Source organism: Pseudoduganella rivuli, from assembly GCF_009674485.1.
Taxonomy (GTDB): Bacteria; Pseudomonadota; Gammaproteobacteria; order Burkholderiales; family Burkholderiaceae_D; genus Rugamonas; species Rugamonas rivuli_B.
In genome coordinates this window covers 60,413-86,711 of sequence record NZ_WKJJ01000023.1, presented here as the reverse complement: position 1 = coordinate 86,711, position 26,299 = coordinate 60,413, and the positions used below count along the sequence as shown (strand labels likewise).

The window sequence follows — 26,299 nt, the reverse complement described above, 5'->3', positions numbered from 1 at the left end:
AGGCGGGTGCCGGTGTTGTTCAGGTCAGCAAGCCGGAATTATGCGGCGTGCGGCGCCTTGGCGGAGGCCGGGGCGTGGAATGCCGCCAGCAGCGCGGCTTCTTTTTCCTTGGCCGACTTCAGGTGGCGTTCCTTCACGTGGCCATAACCACGGATGTTTTCCGGCACGGAAGCAATTGCCACGGCTTGCGCCAGGTTGTCCGCCGTCAGCTTGCCAAGCAGGCCGGAAACGGTCTGCTGGTATTCACCGATCAGGGCGCGTTCCATCTTGCGCTCGTCCGTGTAGCCGAAGACATCCAGCGCGGTGCCGCGCAAGCCTTTGAATTTGGCGAGCACGTTGAACGCCTTCATCATCCACGGGCCGAACTGCTGCTTGATCAAATGGCCTTCCTTGTCCTTCTTGGCCAGCAGCGGCGGCGCCAGGTGGAACTTCAGCTGGTAATCGCCCTCGAACATGGATTCGATCTTGGCGCGGAATGCCGGGTCGCTGTGCAGGCGCGCCACTTCATACTCGTCCTTGTACGCCATCAGCTTGTACAAGTATTTCGCCACGGCTTCCGTCAGGCGCAGCGGCTTGCCGTTGGCGACCTTGTCTTCGGCGGCGCGCACCTGGTCGACGAACGCCTTGTACTTCGCGGCATAGGCGCCATCCTGGTACGCGGTCAGCAGTTCGACCCGGCGGCTGATCACGTCGTCGAGCGACTGGATGCGCTTGAATTCGATCACCTGGGCCGGCGTGGTCAGTTTCGTGACCAGTGCCAGGTCGTGCGCGGCGGTACGGCCCCACGTGAAGGCAGCCTTGTTGAAGCCGACCGACACGGCGTTCAGTTCGATCGCCTTCATGATGGCCGCTTCCGACAGCGGCACGTGGCCCTTCTGGAATGCATAGCCCAGCATGAACATGTTGGTGGCGATCGAGTCGCCCATCAGCGCCGTGGCGATCTGGCCCGCGTCCACGAACTCCACGCGGTCCTGGCCGCACGCCTTGATGATTTCAGCCTGCGACGACGCGCCCGGGAATTGCCAGTCAGGGTTTTTCACGAACGCCGCCGTGGTGGCGCCGGTGGAATTGACTGCAGCCCACGTGCGGCCCTCACCCATGCGCGACAGGGCGTCGCGGCTGGCCGTGACGATCTGGTCGCAGCCGATCACGAGGTCCGTCATGCCGGTGCCGACGCGGGTCGAGTGCAGGTCGGACTGCTTGTCCGCCAGGCGCACGTGCGACATCACGGGGCCGCCTTTTTGCGCCAGGCCGCTCATGTCCAGCACCACGGCGCCTTTGCCTTCAACGTGCGCCGCGACCGCCAGGATCTGGCCCACGGTCACCACGCCAGTGCCGCCGATACCCGTCACCAGGATGCCGAACGGTTCCGCCGTCGATGGCGTGGCCGGCGTCGGCAGGACCGGCATGGGCGTGTCACCGGCAGCGGCTTTCTTCGGCTTCTTCAGCGCGCCGCCTTCCACCGTCACGAAGCTCGGGCAGAAACCGGTCGTGCAACTGAAATCCTTGTTGCACGACGACTGGTTGATCTGGCGCTTGCGGCCCAGTTCCGTTTCCAGCGGTTCCACCGACAGGCAGTTCGACTGGACCGAGCAATCGCCGCAGCCTTCGCACACGGCTTCATTGATGACGGCGCGCTTGGCCGGATCCGGGAATTCATTGCGTTTCCGGCGGCGGCGCTTCTCGGACGCACAGGTCTGGTCGTAAATCATGGCCGACACGCCCGGCGCGTCGCGCAATTCGCGCTGCACGTCCATCAGTTCGGAGCGGTGGCGCACCGTGACGCCCGGCGCCCAGTTGTAGTCATCCGGGTATTTTTCCGGTTCGTCCGTGACGACGATGATCGGGCTCACGCCTTCCGCGGCGATCTGGCGCGAAATCATGCCCGGATCCAGCGGACCGTCGAAGGTCTGGCCGCCCGTCATCGCGACCGCGTCGTTGAACAGGATCTTGTACGTGATATTGACCTTGGCGGCCACCGCGGCGCGGATCGCCAGCAAACCGGAGTGGAAGTACGTGCCGTCGCCCAGGTTGGTGAACACGTGCTTTTCATTGGTGAATGGCGCCTGGCCGACCCACGTGATGCCTTCGCCGCCCATATGGGTGAACGTCGACGTTTCGCGGTCCATCCACTGCACCATGTAGTGGCAACCGATACCGGCCAGCGCGCGCGAACCTTCCGGCACCTTGGTCGAGCTGTTGTGCGGGCAGCCGGAGCAGAAGAATGGCGTGCGGTCTTTTTGCGGATCCGGCTTGGTGTTGATGTTCTTCAGCACCAGCTCTTTCTGTTCCAGGAACGCGATCCGCTCCGCTACGCGCGCCGCCACCGGATGGCCGGCGCAATAGTGCGAAATGCGGGAAGCGATGGCGCGTGCGATTTGCGCCGGCGACAGTTCGTAGGTCGCAGGCAGCAGCCAGTCGCCGTGGCCGGTTTTCGGGTTCAGCGACCATTCGCCCGTGTCGTCGAACTTGCCGACCACGCGCGGACGCTGGGCATCCGGCAAGTTGTACAGTTCTTCCTTCAACTGGTATTCGAGGATCTGGCGCTTTTCTTCGACCACCAGGATCTCGTCCAGGCCGCGCGCGAAATCCTGCACGCCGGACGCCTCCAATGGCCACGTCATGCCGATCTTGTACAGGCGCAGGCCGATATCGGCGGCCGCCTGTTCGTCGATACCCAGGTCGGCCAGCGCCTGGCGCGTGTCCAGGTACGACTTGCCGGCCGTGATGATGCCGATCTTGGGTTTCGGGCTGTCCCAGATGATCTTGTTCAGCTTGTTCGCACGCACATAGGCCAGCGCGGCATACCATTTATAGGTATTCATGCGCGCTTCCTGGTCCAGCACGGCGTCCGGCCAGCGGATATTCAAGCCGCCCGCAGGCAGTTCGAAGTCGGTCGGTGTCTGGATTTGCACGCGGTCCGGATCGAAGTCCACCACGGCGCCCGACTCGATGATGTCGGTCACGCATTTCATCGACACCCACAGGCCCGTGTAGCGGCTCATGGCAAATGCGTGCAAGCCGTAATCCAGGTATTCCTGCACCGACGACGGGTACAGCACGGGGATGCCGCAGGCATTCAGGATATGGTCGGACTGGTGCGCGATCGACGACGATTTCGCCGCGTGGTCGTCACCGGCCAGCACCAGCACACCGCCGTATTTCGACGTGCCCGCATTGTTGGCGTGCTTGAACACGTCGCCACAGCGGTCCACGCCCGGGCCCTTGCCGTACCACATGCCGAATACGCCGTCATATTTCGCGCCCGGGAACAGGTTGGTCTGCTGCGTGCCCCATACGGCGGTGGCAGCCAGGTCTTCGTTCATGCCCGGGTGGAATTTGATGTGGTGGGCGTCCAGGTATTTCTTCGCCTTCATCGCCGTCATGTCGACGCTGGTGACGGGCGAGCCACGGTAACCCGTGATGTAGCCGGCCGTATTCAAGCCGGCCTTGACGTCGCGCTCGCGCTGCATCATCGGCAGGCGGATCAGCGCTTGCGTGCCCGTCATAAACGCGCGGCCACGTTCCAACGTCCATTTATCGTCCAGCGTAATCTCGTTTGCCGGCGAACCCGGTTCCAGGTCGGAACCTTTGACTGGTGCATTCATTCAATGTCTCCAATTGTTACTCGGGACGCCCCTCGTGGGAGCGCCACCGCAAAATAGATGTAATGGCCATGCAACCCGGTGGATTCAGGGTAGCACAGCCAGGCGCGCCATTCTGCCGTGGCGCTGCCGTTTAAAAGTCAGGTTTTCGCCGTGTCGTCTTTCAGCACGCCGCGCTTGATCTGGTCCAGTTCAATGGACTCGAACAGTGCGCGGAAATTGCCCTCGCCAAAGCCCTGGTCGCCCTTGCGCTGGATGATTTCAAAGAAGATCGGGCCGATGACGTTTTGCGTAAAGATTTGCAGCAGCAACTCGCGTTCCTGATCATTGCTGTGGCCATCGATCAGGATGCGCAAGCGTTTCAATTCTTCCAGGTTTTCGCCATGGTTCGGCAGGCGGCGGTCGACCAGTTCGTAATAGGTGGCGATGGTGTCCTGGAACACGATGCCGGTGTCGCGCATGGACTGCACCGACTGGTAAATGTTGTCCGTGCCCAGCGCAATATGCTGGATGCCTTCGCCGTGGTAGGCATCGAGGTATTCCGCGATTTGCGACTTGTCGTCCGACGATTCATTGATCGGGATACGGATCTTGCCGCACGGCGACGTCATTGCCTTTGACTTCAGGCCCGTCAACTTGCCTTCGATATCGAAGTAGCGGATTTCGCGGAAGTTGAACAGGTTTTCATAGAACGACGCCCATTCCTTCATGCGGCCCCGGTGCACGTTGTGCGTCAGGTGGTCGATGTAGGTCAGGCCGTTGCCAACCGGGTTGGCGTCCGCGCCGGGAATGGCCACGAAGTCCACGTCATAGATGGAAATGTCGCCAATGCCGCCCTGCGGATTCTTGCCGCGCCAGCGGTCGACGAAATACAGCAGCGAATCGCCCACGCCCTTGATGGCGGGGATGTTCAGTTCCATCGGGCCGGTTTTGTTGTCAAAACCCCACGCGCCCATTTCCAGCGCCCGCTGGTAGGCAAACGCCGCATCGTTGACGCGGATGGCGATCGCACAGACGGACGGACCGTGCTGGCGCGCAAAGCGCTGCGCAAACGAATCCTGTTCGGCATTGATGATGAAATTGATGCCGCCCTGGCGGTACAGGGTCACGTCCTTGTGGCGATGGCGGGCAATGGCGGTAAAGCCCATGCTTTCAAACAGCGCGCCCAGGGCCTTCGGGTCCGGCGCCGCATATTCGACGAACTCGAACCCATCGGTCCCCATCGGATTGTCCCACGGCTCAAATTTCATAGTGCCTCCGGTTTACGTATACGTAAAGTATTTTTCGCACAGTATAGACCCCAAAGGGCGGCATTTAATTGCGAATAATTCCTGAGCGCACAGAAATTGCGCAATAATATTGCTGAATGCCTGACAAAAACAGGAATTTGTGACCAAGACTGCGGTCGGCAAAACCGATCGCAAAAAGAACAAGAGGAATTTATGACCAAAATTGCGCTCGACAAAACCGACCGTAAGATTTTGTCCATTTTGCAGAACGATGGCCGCCTGTCGAACCAGGACGTGGCCGAACAAGTCAACCTGTCGCCATCCCCGTGCCTGCGCCGCATCAAGCGGCTGGAAGAGGAAGGCGTGATCCGCCAGTACGTGGCGCTGCTGGACCCGGACAAGATCGGCCTGGGTTTGCTGGCCTACGTGAACGTGCGGCTGGAAAAACACAGCGACGCGGCGGCGCACAGCAATGCCCGCGCGCTGGGCGTGAACCCGGCCGGCGCGTCGCCCCGCGCGGATTTCGCGGTCGCGGTGGAACAGTGGCCGGAAGTGGTGGCCTGCTATGCGATGACGGGCGAGATGGATTACCTGTTGCGCGTGCACGTGGAAGACATGGACCACTTTTCGCGATTCATGATGGCGACCCTGCTGCGCCACCCGGCGGTGCTGGATGTGAAGTCGTCGTTCGCGCTGCAACGGATCAAGGATACGACCGCCCTGCCGCTGCTGTAAGCGGCGCTGGCGTACGCGCTATTCGTGTTCATGCTGGCGCAGTTGCGCCGCTTCCAGCCGGCGGTATTCCGCCGTGGCGCGCACCGTGGCGATGGCGTTCCAGATCGCCTCGAAGCGCGCCGGTTCCCTGTCGAACGCCTTGCGGCCGATCAGCAGGTGAAAGTCGAAGGTGGCGAACGGCTGGCGCGCCACCACGATCTTGCCGTGGAAACGGGGATCGTCGCGCAGTGATTCTTCCGCGCTCCGGCCCATCAGCACCGCCACGTCGGCCGCCCCCACCGCCATCAGGCGCAAGCCCTCTTCCGCCGACTTGGGCGTGTCGATGACTTTCTGGCCCAGCGCCTGAAGCATGTCCACCGTGTAGTAACTGCGCTGCGCCACCACAACGCCGCGCGGGTTGACCAGGTGCTTGCCATCCCAGCTGGCGCCGCTGCCGGTGCGCAGGAACAGGTCCACGTGGTCATGGTACATGGCGCGCTCCGGGTCCTGGCTGCCGTCCGGCTTTTGCGGCGGCACGCTGAAGGCACGACGGCGCGGGTTGTCGGACGGCCCGATCATGCCATCCATGACGCCGCTGCGCGTTTCTTCCTCGCAGCGCTTCCAGGGCCGGGAAATGTAATTGAAATGCTCGCCGGTCAGGCGCTCGACGCGCTTCAGCAATTCGATGTTCAAGCCGGTACCGTCCGGCATGGTCCAAGGCGCCTGCGGGATGTCTTCGTAGCACAGGTTGAGCGGGGCGGCGGACACGCCGGTCATCAGGCCCGCGGTGAACAGGACCAACGCGCATGATGTGTACCGCATGACCGCCTCCTTGTCGGAATTGTTATCGTGGTTCAGTCGTCGGATTTCATGCCCGGCAGCTTGTCGAGCAGTTTGACGGCGGCGCGCGTGTTGGCCTTCAACGCATAGTCGAGCGTCGCCAGTTGCTCGTCCAGCGCTTCCTGCAGTACGGTGGCGGGGCTGGGCGCCGGCAGCTTCAGGTAAGCATCCGCCTCGCCGTAATCGCGATGGATTTCCATGCCCGCCTTTTTCGCGATATGCATCATGGTCTTGTTGGACGACAGACAGTGCATGTACAGCGTATCAACGTCATTGTTGCGGCAGTGGATGGCGGCGCGCTCGAACAATTTCGAGCCGATGCCGAGGCCGCGCGCCGCCTTCAGCACGGACACGCCGAATTCAGCCACCCGCTCCTTGTCCGACGTCGAGTTTTTGGCTTCACGCGGCGCAAACGCCAGGTGCCCGACCGCCACCAGCTTGAAGACGCGGTTATAGACGCCAAACACCATGTCGCGGGAAAAATCGATGCCGAACACATAGTTGCCGATCTGGTCGTCCGTCGTGTGGGCGCCAAAGCGCAGCAGGCGGTCCGGTTTTTCCAGCGCGAGGAAATGCTTGAGCATGCGGCGGCGGTCGCGCTCCGCCAATTCCTTGACGGGCACCGTGGGACGGTCCTTGCCATCGGCGGACATCCAGCGGCGGAACGGGTTGCGGAACAGGTTCAGCTTCATGGGGAGGCTCCCGGCCGCAGGATGCGGCGCAGCATTGCCTCCATCTTACCTTATGCCTTTAAATCAGGCAGTCCGAGTGCCGCCCGCACCGCCGCCACCCGCGCCTGGTGCACCCTCTCCGGAATGCGCTGGGGCGTATCCGCACAGGACTGGGCGATTTCCCCAGCATTGACCGCGCGGGCGGCCGACAGGGCCTTTTCCAGGTAGTCCCGCTGCGGATAAGAACAGTCCTGGCTGCCGCCGGCACAGGCGCCTGCCTGCGACGCTTGCAGCAGCTGGCTGAAACGGGCCGGTTTGCGGAAGCCGTCGCAGCGTTCCAGCAGCTTGACGATGGCGCCGGCGTCCAGCGCGAGCGCGCCGGCCACGGCGCCGCGTTCGCGCACCGCCATCACCGCCAGGTCGCGGCACTCGGCCGGCACTTTCAGGCGCTTGCACAATTGTTCGACCGCCTTGATATCGCCGCCGCCATCGCCCTGCCCTTGCAGCAGTGCGGCAAAGCGCACCGGCAAATCCAGTCCGAGGAGCGCCGCATGATCGATCACTTGCATGGCCTGCTGCCCTGCATCCAGTTCCGGCATGATGCGCTCCAGCGCACCGCACTCGCGCAGCACGTCGAACATGCGCGACGGCGCCGCTTCCATCAGCCCGCGCGACACTTCCTGCCACACGCGCTCGGCCACCAGCGCATCGGCTTCGCCCTGCTCCACCATGTGCCGCATCAGCGCATTGGTTTCCGGCGCCACAGTGAAATCGCGATAGCGGGCCGCGAAGCGCGCCACGCGCAGGATGCGCACCGGGTCTTCGGCAAAGGCATCGGACACGTGGCGGAACACGCGCCGCGCGATGTCGGCACGGCCATTGAACGGATCGATCAGTGTTCCATCTTCCGCCTTGGCAATCGCATTGACAGTCAGGTCGCGCCGGATCAGATCCTGCTCCAGCGTCACGTCGGGCGACGTGTGGAACACGAAGCCCTTGTAGCCGGGCGCGGTCTTGCGCTCGGTACGGGCCAGCGCATATTCTTCCTGGGTCTTCGGGTGCAGGAATACGGGGAAATCCTTGCCGACGGGGCGGAAACCCTGTTGCACCATCTGTTCCGGCGTCGCCCCCACCACCACGTGGTCATGGTCCTGGACGGGCAATCCCAGCAGCTCGTCGCGCACCGCACCGCCAACCACGTAGATTTGCATCGCCATCAGTCCGGCATTTCCGCGTCGTGCAGCGGGCAGGTTTCCGTTTCCGCCATGGCTTCCGCGACCCAGCGCGCCACGGCAGGATGGTTGCGCACGCGTTCGCAATAGCCGTTCAGCGCGGGCGGCAGCGTCACGCCATACGTGTGGAAGCGCATCACCACGGGCGCGTAATAGGCGTCCGCAATCGAGAATTCGCCGAACAGGAAGCCGGAATGGCCGCCCGTGTGGCCAAAGCGCGCCAGGCATTCTTCCCAGATTTCACTGATGCGGCCGATGTCGGCCTGGGTGCCGGGCGTGCGCCCCTTGCCCGGATAGCGGCCCTTGATGTTCATCGACATCGACGTACGCAGGCTGGAAAAACCCGAGTGCATTTCCGCGCAAACGGACCGCGCCATGGCGCGCGCCGCCACATCCTGCGGCCACAAGTGTTTTTCAGGGAATTGCTCGGCCAGGTATTCGCAGATCGCCAGGCTGTCCCAGATCGTCATGTCCCCCGCCAGCAGCACGGGTACACGGCCGCAGGCGGAATAGGCGGCGATTTTCGTCGCCGTATCCTGCTGGTCCAGCAATACGCGCACTTCATGGAATGGAATATTGAAAGCAGTCATTGCGACCCAGGGCCGCATCGACCACGACGAATAATTCTTGTTGCCGATCACCAGGGTCAAGCCTGGTTCACGGGCGGCAGCGAGGGTTTGCGACAGCAGGGGATCGAGTTCAGTTTGCATGGATGGGGGTTCCAGTAGTGAAGTGTTTAGCGGCCGCCAAAGGCGGCTTCCTGCAATTGCTGTTCCGTGTAGCCCTTGGGCGCCACGGCGCCGATGCGCGCTTTCAGCGACTGCGGCTTGCCCTCGAACAGGGCGGCGTAATACGTGGCGTTGGACATCACATTTTTCACGTAGGTGCGGGTTTCCACGAACGGGATCGATTCGATGAACACGGCCGATTCCATCGGCTTGTCCAGCGTGGCGCGCCAGGAACGCAGGCGCCCCGGCCCGGCGTTATACGCGGCCGACGCCAGCACTTGCGAGCCATCCATGTTCCCCAGCACCATGTTCATGTAATTGGTGCCCAGCAGGATATTGGTGCGCACGTCGGTGATGGCGTCGGACACGTAATCCGTCAGGCCGATTTTTTTCGCCACCCAGCGCGCGGTGGACGGCATCACCTGCATCAGGCCGGACGCCCCCGCATGCGATTGCGCATCCATGATGAAACGCGATTCCTGGCGGATCAGGCCATATACCCATGCTTTATCAAGGCCCAGGGTTTGCGTGGCGGGATGCATGATGTCGTCATGCGGCGCGGGGAAGCGCTGCGTATAGTCCACCTGCACGCGGGTGCGGTCCGACGTGTTGACCATGCGGTCCAGGATATGGTTTTGCCGCGCGAATTCCGCGGCCGCCAGGTGTTCCCGTTCGTTCAGGCTGCGCAATTCCCAGTTCCATTCGCGCGTGCCTTCGAACCGCAGGCGCATGCCGAAGAATTTCAGCGCGCGCTGAAAGCCGGGACGGGCGGCAATCGCCGCCACTTCGCTGTCCGTCAACGGCGCGCCTGGCGGCGGGATCGTCACCAGCTTGCCCAGTTCTTCCTGCGCCAGCAAGCCATAGAAATTCTGCTGGTCCGCGATCGAGCGCAGCAATTGCGTGGCTTCGGCGGATGGCTGCGCCCCCGGATGTTCGGCCATCAGCGCGCGGGCTTTCCAGTACACCCACGTGGGGTCGCTGCGCAGCGCTTCCGGCATGGCGTTGATATTCTTTTTGACTTGCTTCCAGTCGCCGCTGCGCAAGGCGAAGCGGGTCTTCCACTGGTGCTGGTCCAGCGACAACGGCGCGCCGTTCGACTTGTGCCAGTATTCCGCCGCTTCCGGCGCCAGCGTATATGACGCTTGCAAGGCGATATTTGCCCAGCCGATCGCCTGTTCCTGCGCCGTCAGTTTCGGCGCCGCCTTGTTCAGCGCCAGCACGGCGAGTTTCATGCTGGTCTTGGCGGAACGCCCCACGGCGACCAGGAACGTTTCGTGATCCGCCTTGGTCGCTCCGGCGCCTTTGGCCAGGGCCAGCAGCGGCACGTCGACCGCCTGGGAAATCTTTTTGTCGACGCCGCCCAGCAGCAGGATGGCGCGGCGCGCCTGTCCAGTGGCGTTGAATTCGCCGGACAAGCGCACCTGCGCCCACACGTCGTCGGCGGAGAACTGCCCCGCCTGGTACAAGGTGGCGATCAGGCCCGCGCACGCTTCGCCATAGCCATTCGGCTGCGTCAGCAGCGCGCGCGCATCGTCCGCGACTTTCAAGCCTTTCAACGCTTTCGATTGCAGCGCGTAGCATTTGACCTGGGTATCGTCGTTCAAGACAAACAGCGGCAACTGGTCGTCGAAATTCGGCCAGTCTTTCTTGCGGCCCAGTTCCAGCAGCCAGTCATTGCGCAGGCGGTCGGCAATGGCGCTGCCTTCGTAGCGCTTGAGAAACTCGCGGATATCGTAGGTAGGCGCATCCCGCAGGCGGGATTTCAGCCGATAATAGTCGACGTACGACGGAATGGAATAATTGTTCAGGCGCGCGCCGTAAAAATCCACCTTGGCCGGTTCTTCCTTGCGTACGGCTTCGCGCAGCAGCAGGAAGGCATCGTCTTCCTTGCGGGTATCGATGTCGTCGGCGTGGGCTTGGGATGTTGCGGATGCGAAAGCACAGGCAATCGCAATGCCGGCTATCCATTTCGAAGGGGAAATCAAGGTACGACTCTCACAAAAAATCCAGACATGACCAGCGATCCAAGAATACCACGCAACCCAGCCGCCCCACCAGATAAACTGCCCGTAGGCAAGGCCGAACTCCGCAAGCAACTGCTGGCGGCACGCCGCGCCCTGGCGCCGGAAACGCGGGCTGCGTGGGACCAGGCGTTATGCGTCAAGGTGCTGGCGTGGCAGGCGGAAAACAAGGTGGAAACGCTGGGTGTGTACTGGCCGCTGCGCGACGAGCCGGATTTGCAACCTGCTTATGACGAACTGGCAAGGCGCGGCGTGCGCCTGCTGTTGCCGGTGGTGGTGGCGAAGCATACGGCGCTGGAATTTGCCGAATGGACCATCGGCGAAGCCATGGTCAAGGACACCATGGGGGTGGCGGTGCCGGCCGACTTGCGCATGGCGGCGTATCCGCCCGCCCTGCTGGTGCCGTGTTTAGGCTACAACGCGCACCGCTTCCGGCTCGGTTATGGCGGCGGCTTTTATGACCGCACGCTGGAACATACGCCGCGTCCGCGCACGGCGGGCATTGCCTACAGTTGCCTGCAGGCGGACTTTCCGGACGATCCGCATGACGTCGCGCTGGACGTCATGCTGACGGAAGCACAATCCATATGCTCCCCTTAGAATTGGCCGACTTTCTGGTTCCGAATATGGCACTGGGTTTCCGAGTGCGAAACTATTTCATATAGTGGTAGCGCCAAACGAACCAGAAGAGCAGCGACGATATGACACCTATCGCGGTGCTCACCAAAACGTCGCGAAGCGCAGCCATATCCGGAAATCGAATAACGTACGCACTAAGAAAGGCGATCGCAGTGCCTCCCAGCAAGATTGTTAGGAGGTTCAGCCTGCGGTAATAATTTAAGACAAGATAAAGCGGGATGCCAATTGCGAATGAGGGTGCCGCAGCAAAGAAATAGAAGATGGGAATTAGCCCAATCATACTTAAAAAATCAAATTTATCTGCTACAGGCGTCAGAATTGCCATCATCACAGCAGCTCCCATCGGTGCAACGATGAATGCTGTAATAATTGGCCAGGATCGGACGTTTTTCATGCTATTGCTTGCATCCACATTTTTTGCTGACTCGATAATTTTGCTCATCTGACGCCCCCATAAGGCTTCATTTGCAGCGGACTGGACCGCGTGGCTGGTAACGGCTGGACTTTGCTTCCAATTTGTCCCCTCTCCTGCCGTATGTGCCACACCATCTCTCACGTAACGCGCGACATAGCCAGGACCAAATAACGACCCATCCCCCACCCCCGCTATGTTTACCTCAACCAACGCGCCCGTGACGAGGTCATTTGTGCGATATGACGTCACCCAGTTATCAACGCCTCCCACTACGGCATTGTTTCGAGTCCCTTGGGGGAGTGCGGGACTTGGAGACCCTGGCGTTGGGGCCTGCATCATACCTTCAATTACACAAGAACTATCGGCACCGTTAAGGTCACGCTGAACATCATAGGCATGGTAAAAATCATCGCCTGGCCCCATTGATTGTGGAAAACCTGGAGGAGTAGGGACCCTGAAAGTCGGGCCGCCTGCACCGAAGCATGTGGTAAATCCATTTCCGGAAACACACATGAGGCCGAAAGGGTCGGTGTAGCCGACTGGGTTATTGGCAACGTACCCATAGGTATTGATTCCGCCACGCAGCCCAATCGGATCACTCTGCACATACCGCCCCGTCTGCGGATCGTAATCCCGATAGTAGTTGTAGTGAAGATTACTCTCCCGATCAAAATACTGCCCCGCAAACCGCGGATTGAACTCAAACGCCGGCGCCGTTCCCGGCTGCTCGTTCGGTGGCATCGAGCCAAACCCGTCGCTCTCCCACTTCCACACCACCGCCTGGCTCTGGTCCGCAATTACGCGCGGGGTATTGAGCTGGTCGGTATGAATATAGTACACAGCGGCGCTGGCCGCCGTTCCGCCGGTAATCGTCAGCGCAACGGGGGTGGAGGTCAGCATCGTATTTTGTCCATCCGCCAGCGTCACGTAAGCCTTGATGACGTAGTACCCGGGACCAAGATTGGGCAAATTCAGGCTGAACGGCGCAGTGGTGACGACACCCAGGGAACTGTTGCCGTTAACGTATTGGACGCGCGTCACCGTAACCGGATCGGGATCAGCCGTCACCGCCACGGACAGCGTGACGTTGGCCGGCGCCACCGCAGACGACGGCGACGCGACCACACTGGCCGATGGCGCCGCCCAAGCCGCCGTGCAGCAGAGCCAGGCCAGCACCAGCCATACGGCCATCAACATGGTTTTAAGTACGCCCGGGATTGGATGTTTGATGTGCATGTCTGGTGCTCCTAGAAGCTGCCCTGATAGAGCGCGGGTGTGTATGTAACCATCAAACGTGCCGGGCCGCTGAACGTCAGCGGCACACTGATGGTGGCGTCCGCGTTCAGTGGACCGGACACCGTAACGTACGGTGCACCCGCATCGATGCCGCTGGCGTTGTCCAGCGTAAGGCCGGAGGTCAGGTTGTTCAGCTTCAGCTGCAAGGGCCCCGCCAACGCTGCGCCGCTGGTATTGGTCACCGACACACTGGCGACATATTTGCCGGTGACGCGGTTGTACGCCGCGCCCTGCTGTGTCAGGCGCACAAGGCCGCTTACATTGAGCGGACCGCCCATATACCTCAGCACAGCAACCGGCACATCATCGAGGTAGACATATTCGGTGGTGGCGGCGCCGGTGGTTTCGGCGATCAGCCTGCCGGCCAGGTCGTAATGAAATACGGTCGTGGCCGTTGGCGTCACCTTTTGCACGCGCTGGCCCAGCGCGTTGATCCGGTAACTGACCGTTCCGATGGTGGTGGTCGCCGACACCATGCGGCCGCGCGCATCGTAATTGAACTGGCTGCCGGCGCCGTTATTCGTGGTGCTGCCGTTGGCATCCAACGTGACGGTATTGCCTCCGGCTGTGGCAAGGCGGTTGCTGGTGGCCGCGTACGTGTAGCCGGTGACGGCGGCATTCAGCGTGGATTGCGTGCGGTTGCCCACGGCGTCGTAGGCATAAGCGCGGCTGCTGTTCGGGTACTGTTCGCTGGTCAGGCGGTCCAGCTGGTCGTAACCGTAGGTGCGGCTGTTGTTGGCGTTGCCCGCGTCGGCAATACCGGTTAAACGGCTGGCAGCGTCATAGCTGACCGTCTGTACCTGGCCGTTGAGCGTAAAGCTGGAAAGGCGGCCATCGAGGTCGTACGTGCGGCTGTAGGCCTGGCCATTGCCCAAGGTCAACGACTTCAGCGGACCAAATGGCTGATATTGCGCATCGCTGGCCAGCGTCGCCGTGACGCCCTCCACCGTGGTCGTGACGGTGACAATGCGTCCCATGGCGTCGCGCGTGTAATCGACGCCGCGCCCGCTGGGATACGTCATGCCGGACAGGCGTCCCGCATCGTCATACCGGTAGGCAGTGGTATAAGCCTGCCCGCCGATGGTGCGGGTTTCCTGCGTCACATGGCCCTGCTGGTCGTACACGTACCGCGTGACGCCGCTGATGTCGGTTACCTGCGTCAGCCGCCCAATCCCATTCGTGCCCTGGTCATACACATACGTTGCGCTGCCGCCGTCGCCATATGCCACGGACGTGACGCGATTGAGGACATCGTACTGGTACGTCGTGACCTGATTCTTCGCATCCGTGCTGGTTTTCAGGTTGCCCGCTTCGTCATAGGTCCGGTTCGTGACGCCCGTATCAGGACTGGTGGTTTTACCGAGATTACCGAGACCATCGATCGTGTAATTCGTCACCAGGTTGCGCGCATCGGTCACCTTGTTCAGTTGGTCCAGGCCGTCGTAGCCGAACTGCGTGATGCCGTTTTTCGCATCGGTGGTCTTGATGCGGCGGTTCAGGGCGTCGTAGTCGTGCCTGGTGATCTGGTTCAGCGGATCGGTCACCTGTTTCAAGTTACCCATCGTGTCATAGGCGTATACCGTGGTGGTGTTCTGCGCCTGGGCATAAGCGACGCCGCCCAACGATGCCAGCACCATGGCGAGAACGGTAGGGATGGGGCGTTTCATTGCAGGGCTCCGGTAATCTGGGTCAGGCGGTTCAGCGTGTTGTACGTGCGGCTGATCTGGCGCGCCAGCACGCCACTGCTGTCCTTGACTTGCTCGCCGATGCGGTTGCCCGCCAGGTCCAGCGTGTAGGTGACGCTGTTGCCGTTGCGGTCGGCAATGGCGGTCAGGCGGTGCGCGGCATCGTAGGTGTACGAGACCCAGGCGCCATCAGGCAGCGTGGCTTTGGTGAGCTGCCCCACACCATCGTATTCATACACGGTACTTTCCCCACCCGTGGTGCTGGAAGCCAACCAGCCACGCGGCGTATAGGTCATGTCGGTAACCAGTCCGTTCGGATCCGTGATCCGCCCAAGCCTGCCGTTGGCGTCGTAGTTGCTCAAGCTGGTGATGTGGCCGGCCGCATTGGTGACGGTCGCCAGGCGTCCTTCGCTGTCATAGGTATAAGTGGTGGTTGCGCTGCGCGGCCCGGCTACGCTGGTGACTTGCCCCAGGTCGTTGTAGGTATAGGCCCAGTTGCGCGCAGTGCCATCGGCCGTTGCGCTGAAGCCCTGTGCCCCGGATGCATCCGTGGTCGGCTGAACGGACCTTGTGGCGAGGTTGCCATTGGCGTCGTAGGTGTACGTAGTGATGCGCAGCGGCTCCGCCATCCTTGCCCGCAGTCGCAGCGTGGGGTGCCATTCTGTCGTGATGGTACGGGCCACGCTGCTGCCTGCCGCTTCGACCCGGCGGGTTTCCAGGTTGCGGGCGAGGTCATAGGTGTAATTGGTCTGATTGCCGTTCCAGTCCCTGGCGGTCGACACGTTGCCATTGGCATCGTAAGTTCGCGCCATCATGCCGTCGCAGCCGGCGCAGGGCTGGTCCAGCGTATCCCCCTTGGCAACGCCCAGGATGACCTTGAAGTGGTAATTACGCACGATGGTGGCCGGGCTGGCCGTCGTGCCCAGATAAGAGGTGACGGTATTGGTTTGCGAACCGTCGGCGGCACGCGTGCCATAGGCGATCCTGACTTTATCGACACCACCCGCATGCTCCGATCCAACCACCGCGCCCTTGCAGCTGTAATCCCAACTCGCGTAACGAACACCCTTTTCATCAGTGATGCCGGTCAGCGCATTGAGCAAATGACCATAGGTGACGCTGATGTTCGTCACGTTATTGGTGCAGTTCGATCCATCGTTGATCCGTGCACGCTCGTTGTAGTGGTAAGTCTTTTTCTTCCCATCCGGGTAGGTCACCTGCGTCAGGTTGCCCGCGCTGCAGGCCTTGTTGGTGGTGCCATCGAGTACGCAACCTCCAGTACTGCCGTCGTAGGCATAAAGATAAGCCTGGTTGGCAGGATCGTAGGCTTTGACGACGCGCCCCAGTGCGTCATATTCATACTGCACCTGCCGGTTCCAGTTATCCGTCACGCACACCAGCAAGCCCGCCTTGATTACCGCGCCCGCCTGCACATTCGGGCACACCGGCGCATCGGCCGGCAGGCGTGCCACGCTGGTGTCGTTGCTGGCGCCGTCGCTGTAGGTAAAGCGCTGCGAAGCGCCAGTTCTGGCGGTCAGTGCTATCAGCCTGCCATTGGCATCGTATTGCTCGGTGTCCTCGTGTGGTGTGGTGTAGGTCCACACTGCCGGCGTCACGCCGTCAGCCCCGTACTGCGCACTGATGCGGGCATCGACATCGGGATCGCCCACCCAGCATTACCCGAGCGGACGAAAATATGGATTTTCCCATCCGGCCTGGTGACGGAGACTGCCTGAGGCGCATTCGCGACCGGGGCGTTCTCGCAAAACTGCGCGCCAGTGTCATTGCGCGTATAGCACTTCGTTTCGACCCGGTTGGGCAACAATTGCACCTTGCGGTCGATCGGGTGCGTCCAGTTGCTGCCGAAGGAACCGGCAACGCCCTCTATCGCGTTCTGGCCATAGTTATAAGTTCGGGTCAACGACAGTGGCAAGCCTGCGGACCGGTCTTCGTAATCAACTTCCTGCTGTACCTTGGTGCCGGAACCGATGCCAACTGGGTTACCGCAGGATGGCTGCCGGTTCTGCGGATTGACGGGGCAGGATGGCCCATTGTCCTTGGGATTGGAGGGCGTCGGTGTGGGTACCGGGGTGGTCCCCACACACTTGTTGACATCGGTGAAGTAGCGGATCTTATCGCTGTTCTTACAGGCATAGGCCGCAAGCAAATAAAACCTGTAGGTGCCTGGCGGCGTGGTTTTATCTTGAATCCATCCACCATAAATATTGCTATATCCGTCCGTGGGAACTGTTGGCGCGCTGGCGCCGCACCACGTCGCCACACTCTGGCCGATGCTGCCAACCAGGCTGGCGCATTCGGCATATAATGCGGCCCCTGTTTCATAATTGCCCACCCATTTGAAATGGGTGCCTGGCAATACGACTTCCAATGCCGCATGGGCATTGGCGCCCGCCAGCAGCGCGGTCACGCATGCGAGCTTCCTGATTGGCGTCAGGGCATCAGCTAACAGGGGAATCGCTGGAACGCTTGCAGAGAGAAAACGCATCTCGGTGCTGGGAAAGGGCATCGCATCACTCCGGGAAACGTAATTGTTTCCACATGGAAACATTGGCACTATAACCCGAAGTTCCTGCGCAAATTCTCACCAATTGTTTCCTGGTGGAATTTTTTTAAGCACGCATGGTATCCACAGTCCTGTCGGCTTAGCGCAGGAAGGCATGAGCCACCGGATTGGGCGCGATATGATGCGCGCTAAATCAACAAAGGCGCCCGCAGGCGCCTTTGTTCTTTACACCAGGCGCTGCCACAGCGCCGTGGTCGGCGCCGCCTGGTTCATGCTGTAGAAGTGGATGCCGGGCGCGCCGCCGGCCAGCAGGCGCTTGGCCAGATCCGTCACCACGTCGAGGCCGAACGCCTTGATGGATGCCGTGTCGTCGCCAAAGCTGGCCAGTTTCAGGCGCACCCAGCGTGGGATTTCCGCGCCACACATGTCGGAAAAACGCATCAGCTGCGTGTAATTCGTGATCGGCATGATGCCCGGCACGATCGGCACCGTGACGCCGGCCTTGGTCGCCTGGTCCACGAAGTTGAAATACGCATCTGCGTTGTAGAAATACTGCGTGATGGCGGCATTGGCGCCGGCATTCACCTTGCGCACGAAGGCTTCCAGGTCATGCTGGGGCGAACGGGCTTGCGGGTGCACTTCCGGATACGCGGCCACCTCGATGTGGAACCAGTCGCCCGTTTCCGCGCGGATGAATTCCACCAGTTCGTTGGCATAACGGAATTCGCCCGCCGCGCCGTAGCCGCTGGGCAAATCGCCGCGCAGCGCCACCAGGCGCTTGATGCCATGCGATTTGTATTCGTTGAGGATGGCGCGGATCGATTCGCGCGTGCCGCCGATGCACGACAGGTGCGGCGCGGCATCCTCGCCGGCCGCCATGATTTCCCGCACTGTGTCCAGCGTGCCGGTTTGCGTGGTACCGCCGGCGCCGAACGTGACGGAGAAATACTTCGGGTGCAATTCGGACAGCTTGGCGCGCGTCACGCGCAGCTTTTCCGCCCCTTCCGCCGTCTTGGGCGGAAAGAATTCAATACTGAAATTAGGAGTTTCCATCTGCATTCTTCAAAAGTAAGGTAGACAGAGCCCAGGAAATCACGCTGTACAGGATGGCGCCGCCCATCGCGGACCAGAAACTATCGACGTGGAAGCCGTCCACCCATTGCGCCACCAGCCAGAACATGAAGCCATTGATGACAAGGATGAACAAGCCCAGCGACAGCACGGTCACAGGCAAGGTGAGCAGCAGCAAAACAGGACGTATCAGGGTGTTGACCAGGCCCAGCACAAGGGCTGCAACCAGGGCGGCGCCGATGCTTGTGACATCGACGGAATGCATCAGGTAGGGCACGGCAAGCAGGGCGGCCGCATTGATTAACCAGGTAAGGACCAAACGCATAGAGAGCCTCGCAACCGCGAGTTGAAAAGGGCCGCCGGAGCGGTCCTTTTCAACGGTCTACGGATTAATAACGGTAGTGATCAGGCTTGTATGGGCCTTGCACTTGCACATTAATGTAAGCAGCCTGCTCTTCGGTCAGGGTGGTCAGCTTCGCGTTCAGCTTTTTCAGCTGCAGGCGGGCGACTTTCTCGTCCAGGTGCTTCGGCAGCGTGTACACGCCCACCGGATACTGCTTGGTGTTGGTGAACAGTTCGATCTGTGCAATGGTCTGGTTCGCGAACGACGACGACATCACGTACGACGGGTGGCCCGTGCCGCAACCCAGGTTCACCAGGCGGCCTTCAGCCAGCAGGATGATACGTTTGCCATCAGGGAAGATCACGTGGTCCACTTGTGGCTTGATGTTTTCCCACTCGTATTTTTTCAGCGCCGCGACGTCGATTTCATTGTCGAAGTGGCCGATGTTGCAGACGATGGCCTGGTCTTTCATGGCCAGCATGTGCTGTTCGGTCAGGATGTGATAGTTGCCCGTGCACGTCACGAAGATGTCGCCCTGCGATGCGGCTTCATCCATCGTCACCACGCGGTAGCCTTCCATCGCGGCTTGCAGTGCGCAAATCGGGTCGATCTCGGTCACCCACACTTGTGCGGACAGCGCGCGCATGGCCTGGGCGGAACCCTTGCCCACGTCACCGTAGCCGGCGATCACGGCGATCTTGCCAGCGATCATCACGTCGGTGGCGCGCTTGATGCCGTCCACCAGCGATTCACGGCAGCCGTACAGGTTGTCGAACTTCGACTTGGTGACGGAATCGTTGACGTTGATGGCCGGGAAGGCCAGCTTGCCATCCTTGTGCATCTGGTACAGGCGGTGTACGCCGGTGGTGGTTTCTTCCGTCACGCCCATGATTTCCGGCAGGCGCTTCGAGTACCAGGTGGCGTCTTTCGCCAGGTGGGCCTTGATCGAGTTGAACAGGCAGATTTCTTCTTCCGAGCCAGGGTTGTTGAGCACGGAGATATCTTTTTCAGCGCGCACGCCCAGGTGCAGCAGCAGGGTGGCGTCGCCGCCATCGTCCAGGATCATGTTCGAGTACACGGCATTGCCGGCGGCGTCGTTCGGCCATTCGAAGATGCGGTGCGTGTATTCCCAGTATTCGTCCAGGTTTTCGCCCTTGACGGCGAACACTGGCGTACCGACGGCGGCAATCGCGGCGGCGGCGTGGTCTTGCGTGGAGTAGATGTTGCACGATGCCCAGCGCACTTGGGCGCCCAGTGCTTCCAGCGTGCGGATCAGCACGGCGGTCTGGATGGTCATGTGCAGCGAACCGGTGATGCGCGCGCCTTTCAGGGGCTGGGCAGCGGCGAATTCTTCACGGATGGCCATCAGGCCAGGCATTTCCGTTTCAGCAATCTTGATTTCTTTTTCGCCCCAGGCAGCCAGGCCAATGTCAGCGATGATGTAGTCTTGCGAGGATTTCAATGCGGCGTTCATCACGCCCTCCTTTCAGTTAGTTGAAAAAAGTAACGTGAGCGCGGTGTTGATTTTTCCGAGCCTGGCCAGGTGACTGGTCGCAGCGCTCCTCGGAGGGAGATGATTCTAGCACACGGATGCGTCTGTTTGAACAGACGCATCGACGCATGCATGGCGGCTTTCGCTTCGCGAAAACCGCCCTACCGTGTTGACGACAACTTACAGGCCGGCAGCGGCGCGCAGGATCGCAGCCTTGTCGGTGCGTTCCCACGTGAATTCCGGTTCTTCGCGGCCGAAGTGGCCGTAAGCCGCGGTTTTCGCGTAGATCGGACGCAACAGGTCCAGCATTTGCACGATGCCTTTCGGGCGCAGGTCGAAGTGTTCCTGCACCAGTGCGGCGATTTTCTCGTCAGAAACCACACCCGTGCCTTCGGTGTACACGGTGATGTTGATCGGACGGGCCACGCCAATCGCGTACGACACTTGCACCTGGCACTGGCGCGCCAGGCCGGCGGCCACGATGTTTTTCGCCACATAGCGTGCCGCGTAAGCTGCGGAACGGTCGACTTTCGACGGATCCTTGCCGGAGAACGCGCCGCCGCCGTGCGGCGCAGCGCCGCCGTAGGTGTCGACAATGATCTTGCGGCCGGTCAGGCCGCAGTCGCCCTGCGGGCCGCCGATGACGAAACGGCCGGTCGGGTTGACCAGGAATTTGGTGCCGTTCAGCCATGCCGATGGCAACACCGGCTTGATGATTTCTTCGATGACGGCTTCTTCGATCTGCTTGTGCGTGACATCCGGGTGGTGCTGGGTCGACAGCACGACGGTATCGACCGCCACCGGCTTGCCATCCACGTAGCGCAGCGTGACTTGCGACTTGGCATCCGGACGCAGCCATGGCAGGCGGCCGTCCTTGCGCAGTTGCGACTGGCGCTCGACCAGGCGGTGCGAGTAGTAGATCGCGGCCGGCATCAGTTCCGGGGTTTCATCGCAAGCGTAGCCGAACATCAGGCCCTGGTCGCCGGCGCCCTGGTCCAGGTCGATACCCTTGCCTTCATCGACGCCCTGCGCGATGTCCGGCGATTGCTTGTCATAGGCAACCAGCACGGCGCAGCCACGGTAATCGATACCGTAGTCGGTGTTGTCGTAGCCGATGCGCTTGATGGTTTCACGCGCCACGTTGATGTAATCGACGTTGGCGTGGGTGGTGATTTCACCTGCCAGTACGACGAGACCGGTATTGCACAGGGTTTCAGCGGCGACGCGGGCTTTGGGGTCCTGCGCCAGGATGGCGTCCAGGATGGCATCGGAAATTTGGTCGGCAACCTTGTCCGGGTGGCCTTCCGAAACGGATTCAGAGGTAAACAGATAATCGTTGGACATCGCAAGCTCCTGATAATGGTTGAATAAAAATTGTCGCAACAACCAAAACCGGCTTGCGACGCTTTAGCGAGATTTATATTCCGCCTCGCAAGTTGTCTGTTAACTCAGCGGATACTACGAACGTGGTATTTTACGCTTCTTTGAAAATTTTGGCAGGGCAAATGCCCTTGCTGCACCGAATAATACATGCTCGTTTCCATCTTTCGCTTCTTCTCACACTTCCCCTTGCCGGTGTTGCATGCACTGGGCGCTGCACTGGGCTGGCTGGTGTATTTACTGTCGCCGTCGTACCGCCGCCGCATGAAATCCAACATGCGCCAGGCAGGCTTTGAACAACACTTGGGCGCCGCCATTGCCGAGTCAGGAAAAAGCATAGCCGAACTGCCGTTCATCTGGTGCGCTCCGCCTGAAAAAGTATCGCGCCACGCCACACTGGAAAACTGGCAACTTGTGCAAAGCACACTGGAAGCGGGACGCGGCATTGTGTTCCTGACGCCACACCTTGGCTGCTTTGAAATTGTCGCCCAGGAAATCGCTTTGCGGCAGGAATTGATGGTGATGTATCGCCCGCCGAAGAAGGAAGCGCTGAAGCCGCTGATCGAAGGCGCCCGCGCCCGCAAGAACCTGTTGCTGGCGCCGGCCAACATGTCGGGTGTGCGCATGCTGGCCAAGTTCCTGAAAAAAGGGTCGCCGGTCGGCATCTTGCCGGACCAGGTGCCGCAGGAAGGCGAAGGCGTATTTGCGGATTTCTTTGGCCGCACGGCCTATACGATGACCCTGCCCGCCAAGCTGGCGCAGCTGGGCGACGCCATCGTCATCGCCACCTTTGCCGAGCGCCTGCCGTTCGGCCGCGGCTACGTGATCCGCTTCGTCCCGTTCGACGGCACGCTCGATGGCGACTCGGCGCAGCAAGCGCGCGCCATCAATGCCTCGATGGAAAAACTGATTGCCCGCGCACCCGCGCAATATTACTGGAGCTATAACCGCTATAAGGTTCCCGCCGGCGCTTCCGCAAAACAGGAGGCGGCATGAGGGTCTTGCTGGGATTCATGTGGCTGCTGCACTGGCTGCCCTTGCCGGTGCTGGGCCGCTTTGGCACGGCGGTCGGTTCGCTGCTGTTCGTCGTCATGAAACCGCGCCGCGAGATCACGCTGACGAATTTGCGCCTGACCATGCCGGAATTGACGGAGCAGCAGCGCGAAGACCTGGCGCGCCGCCATTTCCAGGGCTATGCGCGCAGCGTGTTCGAACGGGGCATCCTGTGGTGGGCGTCGGAACGGCGCCTGAAGCGGCTGATCACCGTGGTGTCGTACGACGGCCCCCATCCGGAAACCAATGGCGTGCCGGTGGCCGCGATTTCCGAAAAACCCACCATCATGCTGTGCCCGCACTTCGTGTGCCTGGACGTGGCGGGCGCCGCCATCGCGATGGAAATGTCCGCGTCGTCGATGTACGTGCAGCAAAAGAACAAGGTGTTCGACCAGGTATTGCGCGATGGCCGCGCCCGCTTCAAGCCCGTCAAACTGTTCACGCGCCACGACGGCATCAAGCCCATCCTGCGCGCGCTGAAGGACAAACTGCCCTACTTCATGTTGCCGGACATGGATTTCGGCGAAAAGGATGCGGAATTCGTCCCCTTCTTCGGCATCGAATGCGCCACGCTGACCGCCACGGCGCGGATCGCCGCCGCCACCAGCGCACAGGTCATGCCCGTTATCAGCACCTTCCTGCCCGGTTACCGTGGCTGGCAAGTAAAATTTTATGCGCCATGGCAGAATTACCCAGGCCCTGACATGGTGGAAGCCACGCGCCGCATGAATGCCTTTATCGAGGAGCGCGTACGCGAGGCGCCGGCAGAATATTTCTGGACGCATAAGCGATTCAAGACCCGCCCGAATGGCGAACCGTCGCTCTACACAGGAAAGTAAAGATGAAACTGAAGTTCACCAAAATGCACGGCGCCGGCAACGACTTTGTCGTGATCGACGCTATCAACCAGAAAATCGATTTCACGCCGGCGCAATGGAAGCACTTGGGCGACCGCCGCTTTGGCGTGGGCGCCGACCAGATGCTGGTGGTGGAAAAATCCACGCGCCCGGATTGCGATTTCCGCTACCGCATATTCAACAGCGACGGCGGCGAAGTGGAACAGTGCGGCAACGGTTCGCGCGCCTTCGTGAAATTCGTCGTGGAAAAAGGCCTGACGGACCGCAAGAGCATTTCAGTGGAAACCATGGCGGGCGTGATTGCGCCGCGCCTGGAAGACGACGGCTCCATCACGGTCGACATGGGCGCCCCGATCCTGGAACCGGCCCTGGTGCCGTTCGACGCGGAAGGTTTAACCGGCGTCAAGGAAGGCCGCGACACGCTGTGGCCGCTGACCCTGGAACTGGGCGGCGACAAGGAAACCGTGCTGGTATCGGTGGTTTCGATGGGCAATCCGCACGCCGTGCAAATCGTGGCCGATGTCGACACGGCGCCGGTCGAACTGACCGGCCCGCTGATTGAAAACCACCTGCGCTTCCCGCGCCGCGTCAACGCCGGCTTCATGCAACTGGTGAACCGCCAGCACGTGCGGCTGCGCGTGTTCGAGCGGGGCGTCGGCGAAACGCTGGCCTGCGGCACCGGCACGTGCGCGGCCGTGGTGGCCGGCATCCGGCGCGGCTTGCTGGATTCGCCGGTACGCGTCGATGCGCGCGGCGGCCAGTTGTCGATCGCATGGGAAGGCGAAGGCCAGCCAGTGTGGCTGACGGGCCCCGCCGTCACCGTCTACGAAGGCGAAATCGAAATTTAAAAGTCACGCCACCGCCAGCCCGTCGTCTTCCGCCGCCTGCCACGTCTTCAGGCGGTACAGGCGCTGGCGGTAATTCCCTTCCGGACCATCCACGCTGCAATCGACGGCTTCGAACAGCCGTGCGATGCGGTCCAGCGCCTGCCGCTGCTGGGCCGTCCGCACCAGCACCAGACGGCGCTTGCTGCGGCCGTAACTGGCGCGGATGTCGACCACCAGGCAATGCCCCTGGTCTGCCGCACACACATCGAGCAACAGCGCTTCCGCCCGCGTCAAGCCAAACAATTGCGCCAGCTCGATACGGGCCGACAACAGCGGCTGGCTATGCTGCCATTCCCGTACTTCCGGCAATCCGGCCGCCCAGGCCGCCGCGTCAGGCGTGTCCGGCGCGATGCGCAACAACGCCGCTTCCGCTTCCTTCGCGCCCTGCGCCGCCGCCTGTTGCAGCCAGTACGCGGCGCGCACGTCGTTTTGTTCATCGCCGCGGCGCGCGCGCCACGCATGAATCCCGCACTCGAGCTGGGCGCCGCTGTGCCCCATGCCCGCCGCGCGCTCCAGGCAAGCCTGCGCTTCGGCCACGCTGCGCTGGGAAAATTCCGGTTTGATGTAGATGCGCGACAGGGCAAACCACGCGTCGGCCAGTCCCTGCTCGCCCGCCTGCGTCAGCCAGCGGATGGCGCGCTTGAAATTGGCGGCCGCGATGCCGTCCGACACGCGGACGCCGTCGCACGTCATGCGGGCAAACCACAGCCCGAGCGCCAGTTGCGCGGCACGGTCGCCGCCAAAAGCCGCCAGCTCGCAATAACGCTGCCGCTCGGCCTGGCGCGCCTGGTCGCCCGGGTCATCGGTTTCCGCCATGGCTTGCGCACAACGGGCCAGCAACAGTACCTGGTCCGGCGTGGGCTGCCAGCCACAGGCGCGGGCCGCTTCCGCATCCTGCGGCGCGTCGTGCACCAGTTGCCGTGCCAGCGGCAGCGCCTGCGCCAGGAACAACGGGCGCGGCAACTTTTCCCACGCTTGCGTCAGTGCCGTACGGTGGCTGCCGGCATCGCCGCAGTCGGGCGGCGCCAGGGGCGGGACGGCAGCGCTGCCGGCGGGACGGACCTGGCGGCGCTGTTGCCCCAGCAGCCGGACCGCGTCGGGCAAGCCGGCGCGGGCCGCGGTTTCCAGCGCCTGCATGGCCTTGGCGCGCAACGGCGCGCTGACGGCTTCCGGCGCCAGCAAGACCAGTTGCGCCAGCACCAGGCCGGCCTGGGTCACGCCGGCATCCCAGGCCCGCTCGTACCACGGCAGCATGCCCGGATTTTGCCGGGCATGTTCGAATCCCACGTGCCGGCCAATCAGGCGCCATGCCTCGTCCCGGCCCTGTAAAGCGGCGCGGTTCAGCCAATGCAGCGCGGTCGGCTGGCTTTGCGGCAGGCTCGCGCCGCCGAACAAATAAAGCTTCCCCAATGCCAGCTGGCATTCAGCATCGCCGGCGCGCGCCCCTCGGATCATTCCTAGTTCTTCACGATTTGCCATCGTTCCACTATTAATATGATTCATTCAAGAAAACGCCGCGTTTAGCCGCAAAATTAAATCCCTTCGGCCAGTGACATTTACTAATATTGCCACATTCCAACAATACGACACTACTCCCACGTACCGTGCTGTGGCGTT

The 26,299-nt window shown here is 61.6% G+C and carries 21 protein-coding genes and 1 riboswitch; of the genes, 5 read left to right on the top strand and 16 right to left on the bottom strand.

Annotation, left to right across the window (positions count from 1 at the left end):
* Positions 1–38: 38 nt before the first annotated feature.
* A complete protein-coding gene (locus GJ700_RS29080) occupies positions 39–3,608 on the bottom strand; it encodes an indolepyruvate ferredoxin oxidoreductase family protein (RefSeq protein ID WP_154380632.1) in 3,570 nt (1,189 codons plus the stop codon).
* Between the two features lie 137 nt (positions 3,609–3,745).
* Positions 3,746–4,855, bottom strand: a complete 1,110-nt coding sequence (hppD, locus tag GJ700_RS29075; protein ID WP_154380629.1) for a 4-hydroxyphenylpyruvate dioxygenase — start codon at positions 4,853–4,855, stop codon at positions 3,746–3,748.
* Positions 4,856–5,047: 192 nt separating this feature from the next.
* On the opposite strand from hppD, the gene GJ700_RS29070 reads away from it, so the two are divergent.
* Positions 5,048–5,569: an Lrp/AsnC family transcriptional regulator gene (locus tag GJ700_RS29070; protein ID WP_154380627.1), complete on the top strand. Its 522-nt coding sequence runs from the start codon at positions 5,048–5,050 to the stop codon at positions 5,567–5,569.
* Between the two features lie 18 nt (positions 5,570–5,587).
* On the opposite strand, the gene GJ700_RS29065 is transcribed toward GJ700_RS29070, so the two are convergent.
* From GJ700_RS29065 to GJ700_RS29045, 5 genes are read right to left on the bottom strand one after another with little or no spacing between them, the layout of a single operon-like run.
* The gene (locus tag GJ700_RS29065) at positions 5,588–6,370 is read right to left on the bottom strand and encodes a substrate-binding periplasmic protein (RefSeq protein WP_154380625.1); all 783 of its coding nucleotides are present in this window, start codon (positions 6,368–6,370) and stop codon (positions 5,588–5,590) included.
* A gap of 32 nt (positions 6,371–6,402) precedes the next feature.
* Positions 6,403–7,080, bottom strand: a complete 678-nt coding sequence (locus GJ700_RS29060; RefSeq protein ID WP_154380623.1) for a GNAT family N-acetyltransferase — start codon at positions 7,078–7,080, stop codon at positions 6,403–6,405.
* A gap of 50 nt (positions 7,081–7,130) precedes the next feature.
* Positions 7,131–8,270 carry a multifunctional CCA addition/repair protein gene (locus GJ700_RS29055; protein ID WP_154380700.1) on the bottom strand — a complete coding sequence of 380 codons (1,140 nt, stop codon included), beginning with the start codon at positions 8,268–8,270 and terminating at the stop codon, positions 7,131–7,133.
* Between the two features lie 5 nt (positions 8,271–8,275).
* Positions 8,276–9,001, bottom strand: coding sequence for a glutathione S-transferase family protein (locus GJ700_RS29050; RefSeq protein ID WP_154380621.1), 726 nt, complete (start codon positions 8,999–9,001; stop codon positions 8,276–8,278).
* A gap of 26 nt (positions 9,002–9,027) precedes the next feature.
* On the bottom strand, positions 9,028–11,004 hold the full coding sequence (locus GJ700_RS29045; protein WP_154380619.1) for a lytic transglycosylase domain-containing protein: 1,977 nt from the start codon (positions 11,002–11,004) through the stop codon (positions 9,028–9,030).
* Between the two features lie 27 nt (positions 11,005–11,031).
* On the opposite strand from GJ700_RS29045, the gene GJ700_RS29040 reads away from it, so the two are divergent.
* Positions 11,032–11,640: a 5-formyltetrahydrofolate cyclo-ligase gene (locus GJ700_RS29040; protein ID WP_154380617.1), complete on the top strand. Its 609-nt coding sequence runs from the start codon at positions 11,032–11,034 to the stop codon at positions 11,638–11,640.
* A gap of 52 nt (positions 11,641–11,692) precedes the next feature.
* Here the strand turns inward: GJ700_RS29040 and GJ700_RS29035 are convergent, their stop codons facing one another.
* From GJ700_RS29035 to metK, 8 genes are all read right to left on the bottom strand, one after another.
* Complete coding sequence (locus GJ700_RS29035) at positions 11,693–13,330, bottom strand: RHS repeat-associated core domain-containing protein (RefSeq protein WP_154380615.1); 1,638 nt, start codon at positions 13,328–13,330, stop codon at positions 11,693–11,695.
* Positions 13,331–13,341: 11 nt separating this feature from the next.
* The gene (locus GJ700_RS29030) at positions 13,342–15,057 is read right to left on the bottom strand and encodes an RHS repeat domain-containing protein (RefSeq protein WP_154380613.1); all 1,716 of its coding nucleotides are present in this window, start codon (positions 15,055–15,057) and stop codon (positions 13,342–13,344) included.
* The gene (locus GJ700_RS36325) at positions 15,054–16,745 is read right to left on the bottom strand and encodes an RHS repeat domain-containing protein (RefSeq protein ID WP_154380611.1); all 1,692 of its coding nucleotides are present in this window, start codon (positions 16,743–16,745) and stop codon (positions 15,054–15,056) included. The genes GJ700_RS29030 and GJ700_RS36325 overlap by 4 nt, the downstream gene beginning before the upstream one ends.
* Complete coding sequence (locus tag GJ700_RS29020) at positions 16,688–17,602, bottom strand: DUF6531 domain-containing protein (RefSeq protein WP_154380609.1); 915 nt, start codon at positions 17,600–17,602, stop codon at positions 16,688–16,690. Before GJ700_RS29020 ends, GJ700_RS36325 begins: the two co-directional genes overlap by 58 nt.
* Positions 17,603–17,824: 222 nt before the next feature.
* Positions 17,825–18,652: a methylenetetrahydrofolate reductase [NAD(P)H] gene (metF, locus tag GJ700_RS29015; RefSeq protein WP_154380607.1), complete on the bottom strand. Its 828-nt coding sequence runs from the start codon at positions 18,650–18,652 to the stop codon at positions 17,825–17,827.
* Entirely contained in the window at positions 18,639–18,995 is a 357-nt protein-coding gene (locus tag GJ700_RS29010; protein ID WP_154380605.1) for a phage holin family protein, read from the bottom strand. The genes metF and GJ700_RS29010 overlap by 14 nt, the downstream gene beginning before the upstream one ends.
* Before the next feature lie 64 nt (positions 18,996–19,059).
* Positions 19,060–20,487: an adenosylhomocysteinase gene (ahcY, locus tag GJ700_RS29005; protein WP_154380603.1), complete on the bottom strand. Its 1,428-nt coding sequence runs from the start codon at positions 20,485–20,487 to the stop codon at positions 19,060–19,062.
* 29 nt (positions 20,488–20,516) lie between these two features.
* A riboswitch (S-adenosyl-L-homocysteine riboswitch) is annotated at positions 20,517–20,584 on the bottom strand.
* Positions 20,585–20,685: 101 nt separating this feature from the next.
* Positions 20,686–21,849, bottom strand: coding sequence for a methionine adenosyltransferase (gene metK, locus GJ700_RS29000; protein WP_154380601.1), 1,164 nt, complete (start codon positions 21,847–21,849; stop codon positions 20,686–20,688).
* Positions 21,850–22,035: 186 nt separating this feature from the next.
* Here metK and GJ700_RS28995 point away from each other — a divergent pair, with 186 nt between their 5' ends.
* From GJ700_RS28995 to dapF, 3 genes are read left to right on the top strand one after another with little or no spacing between them, the layout of a single operon-like run.
* Complete coding sequence (locus GJ700_RS28995) at positions 22,036–22,881, top strand: lysophospholipid acyltransferase family protein (RefSeq protein ID WP_154380599.1); 846 nt, start codon at positions 22,036–22,038, stop codon at positions 22,879–22,881.
* Positions 22,878–23,777 (top strand): LpxL/LpxP family acyltransferase, encoded by a 900-nt coding sequence (locus tag GJ700_RS28990; protein WP_154380597.1) that lies wholly within the window; start codon positions 22,878–22,880, stop codon positions 23,775–23,777. The genes GJ700_RS28995 and GJ700_RS28990 overlap by 4 nt, the downstream gene beginning before the upstream one ends.
* Positions 23,778–23,779: 2 nt before the next feature.
* Positions 23,780–24,643 carry a diaminopimelate epimerase gene (gene dapF, locus GJ700_RS28985; protein ID WP_154380595.1) on the top strand — a complete coding sequence of 288 codons (864 nt, stop codon included), beginning with the start codon at positions 23,780–23,782 and terminating at the stop codon, positions 24,641–24,643.
* A 3-nt stretch (positions 24,644–24,646) separates the two neighbouring features.
* Here the strand turns inward: dapF and GJ700_RS28980 are convergent, their stop codons facing one another.
* Positions 24,647–26,137 carry a tetratricopeptide repeat protein gene (locus tag GJ700_RS28980; protein WP_371868187.1) on the bottom strand — a complete coding sequence of 497 codons (1,491 nt, stop codon included), beginning with the start codon at positions 26,135–26,137 and terminating at the stop codon, positions 24,647–24,649.
* Between the last annotated feature and the right edge of the window lie 162 nt (positions 26,138–26,299).